The 12,216-nt window shown below is 70.7% G+C and carries 11 protein-coding genes and 1 pseudogene; 8 read left to right on the forward strand and 4 right to left on the reverse strand.

The annotated features are described in order from the left end of the window. The first annotated feature begins 5 nt into the window (after positions 1–5). The gene (locus CLM62_RS19345; protein ID WP_095751145.1) at positions 6–938 is read left to right on the forward strand and encodes a M56 family metallopeptidase; all 933 of its coding nucleotides are present in this window, start codon (positions 6–8) and stop codon (positions 936–938) included. 339 nt (positions 939–1,277) lie between these two features. Here CLM62_RS19345 and CLM62_RS19350 read toward each other — a convergent pair whose 3' ends face one another. Next, positions 1,278–1,733: a tellurite resistance TerB family protein gene (locus CLM62_RS19350; protein WP_095751146.1), complete on the reverse strand. Its 456-nt coding sequence runs from the start codon at positions 1,731–1,733 to the stop codon at positions 1,278–1,280. 114 nt (positions 1,734–1,847) lie between these two features. Then, complete coding sequence (locus tag CLM62_RS19355; RefSeq protein ID WP_179382149.1) at positions 1,848–2,810, reverse strand: sporulation protein; 963 nt, start codon at positions 2,808–2,810, stop codon at positions 1,848–1,850. Between the two features lie 341 nt (positions 2,811–3,151). Between CLM62_RS19355 and CLM62_RS19360 the strand changes: the two genes are divergently transcribed. The 4 genes from CLM62_RS19360 to CLM62_RS19375 all read left to right on the forward strand — a co-directional run bounded on the left by CLM62_RS19360 (position 3,152) and on the right by CLM62_RS19375 (position 8,050). Then, a complete protein-coding gene (locus CLM62_RS19360) occupies positions 3,152–4,489 on the forward strand; it encodes a hemolysin family protein (protein WP_095751148.1) in 1,338 nt (445 codons plus the stop codon). Then, positions 4,486–5,508 (forward strand): hemolysin family protein, encoded by a 1,023-nt coding sequence (locus CLM62_RS19365; protein ID WP_095751149.1) that lies wholly within the window; start codon positions 4,486–4,488, stop codon positions 5,506–5,508. Before CLM62_RS19360 ends, CLM62_RS19365 begins: the two co-directional genes overlap by 4 nt. A 194-nt stretch (positions 5,509–5,702) precedes the next feature. After that, entirely contained in the window at positions 5,703–7,034 is a 1,332-nt protein-coding gene (locus tag CLM62_RS19370; RefSeq protein WP_095751150.1) for a hemolysin family protein, read from the forward strand. Further along, positions 7,031–8,050 carry a hemolysin family protein gene (locus CLM62_RS19375; RefSeq protein WP_095751151.1) on the forward strand — a complete coding sequence of 340 codons (1,020 nt, stop codon included), beginning with the start codon at positions 7,031–7,033 and terminating at the stop codon, positions 8,048–8,050. The genes CLM62_RS19370 and CLM62_RS19375 overlap by 4 nt, the downstream gene beginning before the upstream one ends. Positions 8,051–8,272: 222 nt before the next feature. On the opposite strand, the pseudogene CLM62_RS51595 reads toward CLM62_RS19375, so the two are convergent. After that, a pseudogene (locus CLM62_RS51595) lies at positions 8,273–8,512 on the reverse strand (zinc-binding dehydrogenase); the annotation flags it as partial. Between the two features lie 102 nt (positions 8,513–8,614). Next, positions 8,615–8,902, reverse strand: coding sequence for an alcohol dehydrogenase catalytic domain-containing protein (locus tag CLM62_RS51600; RefSeq protein ID WP_257003925.1), 288 nt, complete (start codon positions 8,900–8,902; stop codon positions 8,615–8,617). 834 nt (positions 8,903–9,736) lie between these two features. Here CLM62_RS51600 and CLM62_RS19385 point away from each other — a divergent pair. The 3 genes from CLM62_RS19385 (at position 9,737) to CLM62_RS19395 (ending at position 12,083) form a co-directional block, all read left to right on the forward strand. After that, entirely contained in the window at positions 9,737–9,928 is a 192-nt protein-coding gene (locus CLM62_RS19385) for a hypothetical protein (RefSeq protein ID WP_143659117.1), read from the forward strand. A 66-nt stretch (positions 9,929–9,994) separates the two neighbouring features. After that, entirely contained in the window at positions 9,995–10,222 is a 228-nt protein-coding gene (locus tag CLM62_RS19390) for a tyrosine-type recombinase/integrase (protein ID WP_095751153.1), read from the forward strand. A 49-nt stretch (positions 10,223–10,271) separates the two neighbouring features. Continuing rightward, positions 10,272–12,083, forward strand: a complete 1,812-nt coding sequence (locus CLM62_RS19395) for a gamma-glutamyltransferase family protein (RefSeq protein WP_095751154.1) — start codon at positions 10,272–10,274, stop codon at positions 12,081–12,083. The last annotated feature ends 133 nt before the right edge of the window (positions 12,084–12,216 follow it).

Raw genomic sequence — 12,216 nt, forward strand, 5'->3', positions numbered from 1 at the left:
ACCTCATGGGGGTCTTCGTCTTTCTTCCGCTGGTCCTGCCGCTCACCGCATGGCCGATCGCACGGCTGGCCGAGCAGCACCTGCATCCGCGGACCGCGACGAGGCTGCTGACCGGGGTGGCCGCGGTGATGGCGACCTGCAGCACGGTCTGCCTGGGGCTCGTGATGGTGGTCGGCACCGCCCAACTGCCCGGCAACCCGCTGCCGGACGGATGGTCGGACCCCGAGGTGCGGGCGGCGGTCCCCTACGACGAGGTCGTCGGCAAGGCGGCGATCCCCGCGCTGTGTGCGGTGGTGGTGGCCTGCGGCCGGATGCTGTGGCGGCACGGCCGGGTACGCCGCGGTGCCCACCGCGCGCTGTCCGGGCTGCCGGACACGGAGGTCGCCGTACTCCCTGACGAACTCCCCTACGCCTATGCCCTGCCGGGCGGACGCCGGGATCGCGTGGTCGTGACCACGGCCCTGCTGGACTGCCTCGAACCCGCCGAGCGCCGGGCACTGTTCGCCCACGAGCGCGCGCACCTGGCCGCCCGCCACGACCGCTTCCTGCTCGCCGTCCAACTGGCCGCGCGAGCCAATCCGTTCCTGCGACCGCTGCGGACGGCGGTGTCGTACACGGCCGAGCGGTGGGCGGACGAGGACGCGGCACAGGTCATCGGCAGCCGCCGGACGGTGGCATGCGCGATCGGCAAAGCGGCCCTCGTGTCGCGCGGGACCCCGGTGGCCACGCTCGCCGGTTTCGCGGCGCCCGGTCCGGTGCCGCGCCGCGTGGCGGCCCTGCTGGGGCCGGCTCCCGTGGTGCGCAGCTGGCCGCCGGTGTTCACGTCGGTGGGCCTGGCGGTGTGGGGCGCGGCCGCGGGGACGGCCGTATCGGCGATGTCGTCGGCGAACTCGGCGGTGACGATGGTCCTCATCCTGCACGCGGCGACGCCTCTGTGAGCCCGGCCGGGCGCGGTTGGGCGTGATCGACCAGCATGCCGAGCCCGGTGATGAGTCTCACAAGGCGAAGCTGCGCGAGGCGCGGCCTCACCGTCGTGGGAGCGGGCATCGCCCGTCACTGCACCAGTACCACGAGGGTCACCTGTCCGGCGGGCTGGGAGAAGCACGCCGGCCGGGGTGCTCGGAGTCGGGGCGATGCAGGAGGCTGGTGTCGTGGCCGACCCGGTGACTCGGGTCGTCCAGGACGAATCTGCGCCCCGACGGCATCCCGACATCCGCTGACCAGCCGTGCCGGGCAGACGCCTCTCGCGTCCGCCCGGCACGCCGGGTGTTGATCGGTCAGAGGTCGAACTCGTGCGGCGGCAGGTCGAGCGCGTAGCACGCCTCGCGGACCACCGCCTGCTCGTCCTTGTCGAAGTCCCCGTCGGCGCCGCCGATGACGATGCCGATCTGGATGACGGCACGGGCCTCGGCGGGCTTCTTCTTCGCCTTGGCGATCTCCTGCATCACGCTCACCTTGCCGAAGTCGAAGTCGGCGGTGAGCTTGTCGAGGTTGTCCTCGAAGCGGCGGCGCAGATCGTCGGCGGGGAAGTTCTGAAGCACCTCGTTGGTGGCGATGAGCTGGGCCACCCGCTGCCGTTCGGACGGGTCGACCGTGCCGTCGGCGGCGGCGACCAGGGCGCACATCGCCATGCTGGCGTCGCGGAAGGCGCCGCTCTTCAGGTCGTTCTTCTTTCCCACCAGCTGGGTCTGCATCGTCGATGCGGACTCCTTGATGCGGTCCCACAGGGCCATGAGAGCTCCATACGGTCGAAGATTTTCTACAACACTGTAGAAGTTACCAGGAGGGGAGTGGCAGCGAGTCCTTTCTCCTGCCTGTCTACGGTTCGCCCCCGTCCTCGCTCCGGCTCAGCCTTCGTCTTCCTCGTCGCCCTCGAAGAAGTCCCCGACCTCGTCGACGACTTCGGCCGCGACCATGCCGCCGACGACGCCGACCGCGAGCCCGGCCGCGCCCGCGGCGACGGCGGTGCCCATGCCGGGGCCGGAGCGATGGCCGTCGTGGTGGTGGTCGTCGTGTCCGTGTCCGGCGTGAGCGCCGCAGGACGCCCGGTGCTCGACCAACTGTCGGATCCAGCCGTCGACTTCCGTGTTCCAGTCGCGGGCCTCGTGATGGCCGACGGTGAAGCGGGTGAGTGCGTCGTGCCCGGAGGAGAAGAGGCCGCCTCGCCTGTCGGCCTCCAGGACTACCTCCAGGCCGCCCGGATTGGCCAGGAAGGTCAGCTCGATCTCGTTGACCTGGTGGGCGTACGGCGGGGCCGGGGTGAGTTCGAGCTCCTGGTAGAAGGGCAGCTGCTGGCCGGTGCCGCCGATGCGGCCGTACTCCAGGTCGGCGGACCGGAAGCCGAACCCGAGCTGCCCGAGCGCCTCCAGGATGGCCTCCTGGGCGGGCAGCGGGGCGATGTTGAGCTGGTCGAGGTCGCCCTTGTCCTTCGCGCCGGCCACGGACAGCTCGGTGCGCACGCCGAGCGCGATGCCGAGCGCCTGTCCGTACAGTTCGGTGATCGGCGTCTCCCACGGCAGCGTTACGCTGAACGGCACGCTGCGCTCCTCGCCCTCGGCGAGCCGGAAGCCGCCTCCGACGGTGAACCGCTCGAAGGTGACGGCGCCTTCGCTCTCGCCCTTCGCGTGCTCGGCCTCGACCCGTGCCACCAGCTCCAGGGTGATGCTCTCGATGTCGAAGCCGGCGGTGCCGCCCTTGAGATGGACCTGGCCGGTGAGCGTGCCGCCGGGCCGGACGGGAGCCGGGTCGAGGACCGTGTCGACCGTGGGGCCGCCCACACCGAGCGAGCCGAGCAGTCGTTTGAACACCATCGTGGCGTCCACTCCTTCACGCGTGTCTATGTGTTCCGGGCCGAAGTAGGCCCTTCTACAGGCGAGTAGAAGCATAGGGCGGTCGGCGCGGGGGGAAGGGCCTCGCACGCGCCCGCGTTGCGGCAACGGCTGAAAACCGGCTCCCGGAAGTCGGCGAAGGTGACACTTTGTGACTCCTTTACAGTGGGTGTAGAAGCAGGTGATTCTGTTGCCGTCCCCTGTTTTCCGTCTGTTGTGTGCGTGATCAGAAGGAGCGACGTTCCCCCGATGGGTGAGCCTCCCAGTACCAGCCGTGCCGTACCCCGTCCGACTCATGAGAGTGATGGAGCGGGGGTGGCACAGTGACCGAGGTCCTGCTGCTCCTGCTGGCCCTCCTCCTCACCTTGGCCTGCGCGGTGTTCGTCGCGGCTGAGTTCTCACTGACCACCGTGGAGCGCGGCGAGCTGGAGCGTGCCGCCGAGGCTGGCGAGCGCGGCGCGGACGGCGCGCTGAAGGCCGTACGGCGCCTGACCCTCCAGCTCTCCGGCGCTCAGCTCGGCATCACCGTCACCTCCCTGCTGATCGGCATGCTGGCCGAGCCGTCCCTCGCCGCGCTGCTGCGCGGCCCGCTGGAGGCGATCGGCCTGGGCGGTGCCGCGTCGTTAGTGGCGACCGTGCTGGGCGTGGCGGTCTCGACCGTCGTGCTGATGGTGGTCGGTGAGCTGGTGCCCAAGAACTGGGCGATCTCCCGGCCGTTGGCGGTGGCCAAGGTGGTCGCCGGGCCGCAGCGCGGGTTCACGGCCGCGTTCGGCCCGTTCATCGGGCATCTGAACAGCACCGCGAACAGGTTCGTGCGCCGCTTCGGCCTGGAGCCGGCCGAGGAGCTGGCCTCCGCGCGCACGGCCGAGGAACTGGGCGCGCTGGCCCGGCACTCGGCCGCCGAAGGGGCCTTGGAAGCCGACTCCGCCGAGCTGTTCGTACGGACCCTGCACCTGAGCGAGCTGACCGCCGAGAACGTCATGACCCCGCGGGTCGACGTGAAGGCGCTCGAAATACACGCGACGGCCGCCGACGCGGCCAACCTCTCCCACGCCACCGGCCTGTCCCGTTTCCCGGTCTACCGCGACAGCCTCGACGAGGTCGTCGGCACCGTGCACATCCGGGACGTGCTCGCCCTGGAGCCGAAGAAGCGGGCGGTCACGCCCATCACGGAGCTGACCACCGACCCCCTGCTGGTGCCGGACAGCCTGACCGCCGACCGGCTGCTGGAGCGGCTGCGCGCCAGTCGCACCATGGCGGTGGTCATCGACGAGTACGGCGGTACGGCGGGTGTCGCCACGGTGGAGGACATCGTCGAGGAGGTCGTCGGCGAGGTCCGCGACGAGCACGACCCCGTCGAGACGCCCGACCTGGTGCCTGCTCCGGCGGGCGAGGACGGCCGCGCGGTGTGGGAGGCGGACGGCAGTGTCCGCATCGACCAGCTCGCGGACATAGGACTGACCGCGCCGGAGGGGCCGTACGAGACCGTGGCAGGACTGGTCGCGACCCGCCTGGCCCGCATCCCCGTCAAGGGCGACACCCTCGACCTCGACGGCTGGCGGCTGGAGGTAGTGGTGGTCGAGCACCACCGTGCCGACCGGATACGTATCACCGAACCGGCCGTGGTACTTCCGGCCCAGCTCGCGGGGGAGGCCCGATGACCGCCCTGCAGCTGGCCATCGGCGCCCTGACGCTGCTGACCAACGCGTTCTTCGTCGGCGCCGAGTTCGCCCTGGTCTCCGTCCGCCGCAGCCAGATCGAACCCCGCGCCCAGGCGGGTGACCGGCGGGCGAAGATGACGCTGTGGGCGCTGGAGCACCTCTCCGCGATGATGGCCACCGCCCAGCTCGGCATCACCGTCTCCTCCCTGGTGCTCGGCGCGGTCGCCGAACCGGCCGTCGCCCACCTGCTCGAACCCGCCTTCGAGGCGGTGCACACCCCCCACGGCCTGGTGCATCCGGTCGCCTTCGTCATCGCGCTGACGCTCGCCACATATCTGCACATGCTGATCGGCGAGATGGTGCCCAAGAACATCGCGCTCGCCGCCCCCGTGCCCAGCGCCCTGCTGCTCGGCCCGCCGCTGGTGGCGCTCACCCGGGCGATGCGGCCGTTCGTGTTCGGGATCAACGCCTTCGCCAACGCCCTGCTGAAGCTGCTGCGCGTCGAGCCGAAGGACGAGGTCGAGTCGGTCTTCACCGACGACCAGCTGGCCCGCATGGTGGTGGACTCCAGCGAGGCCGGACTGCTCAGCCCGGCCGACGGCGAGCGTCTGCGGGACGCGCTGGAGCTGGGCGCCCGCCCGGTCGGGGAGATCCTGGTTCCGGCGCAGCGGATGCGCACCGTCGACCACACCATCACCCCGGCGCGGCTGGAGCGGGTGGCCGCCGAGGCCGGATACTCCCGCTTCCCGGTCACCGGCCCCGACGGCGCCCTCCTGGGCTACCTGCACATCAAGGACACCCTCGGACTCACCGACCGCGACCGGCCCTTCCCGCGCACAGCCCTGCACCCGGTCACGCGGGTCCATATCGACACCCCGCTGGACGACGCCCTCACCACCCTGCGCGCCGAGCGGAGCCATCTCGCTGGGGTCCTCGGGGAGCACGGAAAGGTGATCGGGTTCGTGACGATGGAGGACGTGCTGTCCGAGCTGGTGGGACCGGCGCCAGGCAGGGCGTGAGCGGCCTCTCGCCTCGTCACCGGCCCAGCCTAGCTGCGCCCGGGAACACGGATGTCGTCAGAATCGTTGCCAAGGTGAACATTCCAGTGAAGGAGCACCAACTTGTCCGCCAGATCGACGGACTCTCCGGGGCACAGTCCCCGACCATCCCGCCAGGTCATTCCTGAGCACGGCATGCGGCGGGGTGGTGTTGGATGAGTGCCGCACTCGGCCTGCTGGCCGTCCTGGTGCTGACCCTGGGCACCGGCTACTTCGTCGCCCAGGAGTTCGCTTACGTCTCCGCCGACCGGCTCGCCCTCGCCCGTGAGGCCGAAGCCGGTGACCGGAAGGCCGCCCGCGCCCTCAAGGTGCTGGAGCGGCTGTCGTTCATGCTGTCGGGCGCCCAGCTCGGCATCACCGTGACCGGCCTGGTCGTCGGATTCATCGCCGAGCCGTCCGTGTCCGCGCTGCTCAGGCCCGCGCTGTCCGGCCTCGGTATCCCCGGGGGCGCCGTCACCGGCATCTCCGTCGTGCTCGCTTTCGTGCTGGCCACGGTGGTGCAGATGGTGATCGGCGAGCTGGCCCCCAAGAACCTCGCCATCGCCGTGCCCGAACGGCTGGCGAAGTCCCTGGCCGCATCCACCGTGGTGTACCTGAGGGTCGTCGGACCCGTCGTGCACATCTTCGACGGCGCGGCGAACAGACTGCTGCGCAAGGCCGGCATCGAGCCCGTGGAGGAGCTGCACCACGGCGCCACCCTCGAGGAACTGGGCCATCTGATCGGCGAGTCCCACGCGCAGGGACAGCTGCCCAAGGACACCGCCGCGCTGCTCGACCACGCCCTGGAGTTCTCCGAGCGGACGCTGGACGAGGTGATGGTGCCGCGTGCCGACGCCGTCTTCGTCCGCAAGGACGCCACCGCGGTCGAAGCCATCGACCTCATCGGCAAGCACGGCCACTCCAACTACCCCGTACTCGGCGATCACCCGGACGACATCGCGGGTGTGCTCGGCGTGCGCGAGTTGATGGCGCTGCCCGCCGACCGGCTCGTGGGGACGACGGCGGGCGCGGTGGCCCGTCGGCCGCTACTGCTGCCCGACACCCTGCCGCTGCCGGACGCGGTGGAACAGATGCGTGAGCGGGACGACGAGTTCGCCGTGGTCCTGGACGAGCACGGCGGCGTGGCCGGCATCGTCACCTACGAAGACATCGCCGAGGAACTGGTGGGCGACATCGCCGACGAGTCCGACACCGTCACCGAGACTGCGGTCGCGGACGGGGAGGGCTGGCTGGTGGACGCCGGGCGCCGTCTGGACGAGGTGGCCGAGGCCACCGGCATCGAGCTGCCCGAGGAGGAGGACTACGACACCGTGGCCGGCCTGATCGTCGACCAGCTGGGTCGCTTCCCGGCCATCGGCGACCGCCTCACCGTCGATCTGCCGGACGGCGGCCGCGCGGTGATCGACGTGCGCACCCTGGACCGGCACGTACCGGAGCGGGTTCGGATCCAGCGGCTGGTGGCCGAGATGGCGGAGGAGTCGGCATGAGTTTCCCGATGGCGCTCTTCGTCACGGTGCTGCTGCTGATCGGCAGCGGGTTTTTCGTCGCCGCCGAGTTCGCGCTCGTCGCCGCCAAACGGCACCGCATGGAGAAAGCCGCGGCCGAGGGCGCGCGCGGCGCCAAGGCGGCTCTGGCCGGCATGCGGGAGCTGTCGCTGATGCTGGCCGGCGCGCAGCTGGGCATCACCGTGTGCACGCTGGGGCTGGGCTCGGTGTCCAAGCCCGCGATCTCCCACGAACTCGACCCGCTGCTGCACAAGCTGGGTCTGCCCAGCACCCTCAGCTACGGCGTCGCGTTCGCCCTGGCCATGGTCGTGGTGGTCTTCCTGCACATGGTGATCGGCGAGATGGCGCCCAAGTCCTGGGCCATCGCCCATCCCGAGCGCTCGGCGATGCTGCTCTCCCCGCCCTTCCGGGGCGTGGTCAAGGCCGTACGCCCGCTGATCTGGGCGCTCAACAAGATGAGCAACGGCCTGGTACGTCTCTGTCGGGTCACCCCGCGCGACGAGCTGACCTCGGTCAACAACCGGGAGCAGCTCACGCACCTGGTGGAGGAGTCAGAGCGGCTCGGCCTGATCAGCGAGACGGACTCGGACCTGCTGACGCGTTCCCTCACCGAACCCGAGACCCCGGTACGGGACCTTCTGGTCCCGGCCACCGAGATCACCTCGGTGGCCGCCGACGCGGACGCCGACGAGATCCTGCGCCTGTCCGTCGGCAACGACCGCACCCGGCTCCTGGTCCGCGAGCACGGCACCGTCCTCGGCTCGGTGCACGCACGTGACGCCCTGGTCGCCCGCGCCCAGGGACGGGCCACCAGCGCCCGTGCTCTGGCCCGCCCGGTGCCCGAGCTGACCGGGGACGCCACGGTCGCTGACGCGATCGACCTGCTGCGCCGCCGCCGGGCCTCGCTCGCCGTCGTCCGCGACGACTCCGGCCGGCTCACCGGCATGGTGAGCCTGGACGACCTGCTGGCCCGCTTCTTGCAGCCACAGACGGCATAACGGCAGCCACTGACCCGAGCGCCCCGGCTTCCCGGGGCGCTCGCTTGCAGGGTCAGCCGACCTCTCGCCAGCCTGGGTGACCCGGCACGTCGGCTCCAAGCAGGGCCTGCGCGCGGCAGTCGACGAGTACGTGCTGGACGATGTTCGCTGCCCTAGTGCCGGCGGGCTTCCTGTTCGCGTCTGGGCTGCGCAGGCTGCCCCAAGCCTCGCGTTGTCGACGATGACGTCGTAGCGGTGTGGGCTGTCGGTGATGTCCTCGCGCGTGTAGTCGATGACGTGGGTGGCGCCGAGGGACCGGACGAGGGCCGCGCCGGCGGGGCCGCAGACGCCGGTGACCTCGGCGCCGTACATCGTGGCGAGCTGGACGGCGTACGTTCCCACGCCGCCGGACGCGCCGATGACGAGGACCCGTTGACCGGGCTGGGGGCGGGACTTGCCGCTGAGGGCCTGGAGGGCGGTCATGCCGGAGACGGGGAGGGCGGCGGCCTGCTCGAATGTGAGGGTGGCGGGCTTGAGCACGATCTTGTCGGCCTTGGCACGCGCATACTCGGCGAAGGCCCCCTCTCAGTTGCCGAACACCTCGTCCCCCGGCTTGAAGTCGGTCACCTTCGCCCCGACCGCCTCGATGCGCCCGGCCCCGTCCCAGCCGCGGACGGGGTTCTTGGGCTTACGAAGTCCGAGCGCGACCCGGGCCACGTACGGCCGCCCGGTCATCAGGTGCCACACTTCGGGCCCCACCCCCGCGGCACGCATCTCGACGAGCACCTCGTCGTCGCGGGGTACGGGCCGCTCGATGTCACGCAGTTCCAGCAGATCCTCCGACCCGTATGCATCCTGAACGATCGCCTTCATGACATGGCCCCCTTTTTTCGACCCCCTACACCGAATGTCCCGGTTGCGCTGAGCGTCTTGGTCGCGTCGAGCGTGTTCCGAGCATCCCGGCGGCTCGAACGCCTGACCAGCTTCCTGAGTACGGTCTTGGGGCCGGGCACGATGAGTTTCCCTACGGCGGACGCCCTACTGCCAGATTGCTGCCGCGGCGATGCCGACACCAACCTAGCCAGCACCTCGATATCGTGAACCTGGCGAAACGAAGCCGATGCCCCACCGCCGCATCCTTCTGCTCCACCCAGGCCGTGAGCCCCCGCTCCACGGGACGGCGCGTACGCAGCCCACCGCGATGACAGCCGGTCACACCGTCCGCTGCCGCCGCGGCTCAGCATGCGGAACTTGACAGGGAAGTCGTCTTCCGTCCGCCGCTTCTGAAAGATCCCATCACCGGGAAACGAGAGCGCACCGATCGCTACGGAAAAGGTAAGAGATACCGGGTAGCCGGGATCCCCGGAGTCCGGGACAGGTCCTTCGACACGCTGGAGGATGCGAAGGCGTGGCTCCGGCGATCCAGTACCGACCAGGAGCCTGGGGAGTTTGTCGATCCACGTGACGGCTCCATCACGCTCGCTGAATACGTCGAGCAGTACTGGATGCCGGGTGTGCGTGGTGCAGCCAAGTTGGGGCTTGGGTGTGGTCTGCGCCAAGGAGAAGTTTTCGGGCTCGGCCTGGAGGACATCGACTACGGGCGCGGAGTCCTTCACATCTGGCGGCAGGTGCAGATACTCAATAGCCGCAAGTACTTCACGCTTCCAAAGGGCTGGGAGAACACGCGTCGTAGACATGCCGCGCTCCGTGGCTGACGAGCTGGTGAAGCACGCCAGGTCCTACCCGGGTAACAAGGTCGAGTTTCCATGGGGCGGTCCCGAGCCTGACAGGGAGCGGAAGAAGTTCGGCCTCGTGCTGACGACGAAGTACGGGAACGCGATCGCGGCCAACACCTGGAACACCGAGATCTGGAAGCCTGCGCTGGCCAGGGCGGCGTGATCCCACCACGCGTCAAGGGGGGCGAAACCTTGGCAGTGGCAAGCGGCACCGAAGGACGGGTTCCATGTGCTCAGGCACACGTATGCATCCCTCGTCCTCGAGGCAGGCGAGTCGGTCGTAACCCTCACCAAGTGGCTGGGGCATTCATCGCCGACCATCACCCTCGACCACTACGCCCACTTCATGCCGGAGGCGGGGAAGAAGGGGCGCAGGGCGATCGATAGCCTGCTGGGGGAGGTCGCGGAGGGGAATTCCAGCCCGAACTCCAAAGATTCTCCCCAGGACCGATCCTGAGCGCCGAGTGGACTGGCCGAGGCGCGGAAACAGCGAGGTGAGAGGCCGAATGTTCACCACCCGCCCCACCCTCCAGGGCACCTTCGGCATGGTGTCCTCCACGCACTGGCTGGCCTCGCAGTCGGCGATGGCTGTGCTGGAGGGGGGTGGGAACGCGTACGACGCGGCCGTGGCGGGGGCGTTCGTGCTGCATGTCGTCGAGCCGCATCTCAACGGGCCCGCCGGTGAGGTGCCGATCCTGCTCGCCCCGGCGGGCGGTGAGGTGCGGGTGCTGTGCGGGCAGGGTGTCGCACCGGGCGGGGCGACGGTCGCGCACTACAGGGGACTCGGTTTGGATCTCGTACCCGGTACGGGGCCCCTCGCCGCCGCCGTGCCCGGCGCGTTCGACGCCTGGATGCTGCTGCTGCGGGACCACGGCACCAAGTCCCTCGCCGAGGTCCTGGGGTACGCCATCGGCTACGCCGAACACGGGCACGCGCCCGTGGAGAACGTCGGCGCGACCGTCGAGACCGTACGGGAGCTGTTCGAGACGGAGTGGACCTCGTCGGCTCAGGTGTACCTGCCGGGCGGGAAGGCTCCCCGGCCCGGCGCGCTGTTGCGCAACCCCGCTCTCGCCGCCACCTGGACGCGGCTGCTCGCCGAGGTCGCGGGCGCGGGGGACCGGGAGGCGCAGATCGAGGCCGCGCGGGAGGTGTGGCGCACCGGGTTCATCGCCGAGGCACTCGTACGGCAGGCGCGGCGGCCCACCATGGACACCAGCGGCGAACGGCACACCGGCACGCTGACGGCCGCCGACCTCGCCGGCTGGTCCGCGACGTACGAGGCGCCGGCGACGTACGACTGGAACGGCTGGACCGTGTGCAAGGCCGGGCCCTGGAGCCAGGGCCCGGTGCTCCTCCAGCAGCTCGCGCTGCTCCCGCCCGAACTGCCCCGCTACGGGTCCGCCGAGTACGTCCACCTGCTGATCGAGGGCTGCAAGCTGGCCATGGCCGACCGGGAGGCCTGGTACGGGGACGCGGCCGAGGTGCCGCTCGGCGAGCTGCTGTCGGAGGAGTACAACGCGGCCCGGCGGGGGCTCGTCGACGACAAGGCCTCGTACGAGCTGCGGCCCGGGAACCCCGGCGGGCGCACGCCGCGGCTGCCCACCGTTGCCCAGCACGCCCCGTCGCCCCTGCCGGGTGCCGGTGAGCCCACCGTCGCCAAGTACCCGACGTCCCCCGTGCCGGGCGAGCCCGGCGTCGCCGCCGACGGCCGTACCCGGGGCGACACCTGCCACCTCGACGTCGTCGACCGCTGGGGCAACATGGTCGCCGCCACCCCCAGCGGCGGCTGGCTGCAGTCCAACCCCGTCGTGCCCGAACTGGGCTTCCCGCTCGGTACCCGCCTGCAGATGACCTGGCTGGAGGAGGGCCTGCCGAACACCCTCACCCCGGGCCGGCGCCCCCGCACCACCCTCACGCCCTCCATCGCGCTGCGTGACGGCGTGCCGGTGATGGCGTTCGGCACGCCCGGCGGGGACCAGCAGGACCAGTGGCAGCTGCACTTCTTCCTCGCCGTCGCCCTGCGCTCCCCGGTGCGCGGCGGGCTCGACCTCCAGGGCGCGATCGACGCCCCGAACTGGCACAACGACAGCTTCCCGGGCTCCTTCTACCCGCGCGGCATGCGACCGGGCAGCGTCACCGTGGAGGCCCGCACGGACGCGGGCGTCGTCGAGGAGCTGCGGCGACGCGGTCACGACGTCACCGTCGGTGACCCCTGGTCGGAGGGGCGGCTGTGCGCGGTCGCACGGGACCCGGAGACGGGAATCCTGTCGGCGGCCGCGAATCCACGGGGCATGCAGGGGTACGCGGTGGGCCGCTGACCTAGCCGACAGCCGACAGCCGACAGCTGACCGTCGACACCCGACCGTCGACGCCGACAGCCGACAGCCGGCCCCAGCCACCGACCCCGGATCCCAGGCCCCGGTATTCATGGCGATTCCACCCCTTGTACCC

Origin of the sequence: Streptomyces sp. SA15, from assembly GCF_002291145.1 — a bacterium.
Classification (GTDB): domain Bacteria; phylum Actinomycetota; class Actinomycetes; order Streptomycetales; family Streptomycetaceae; genus Streptomyces.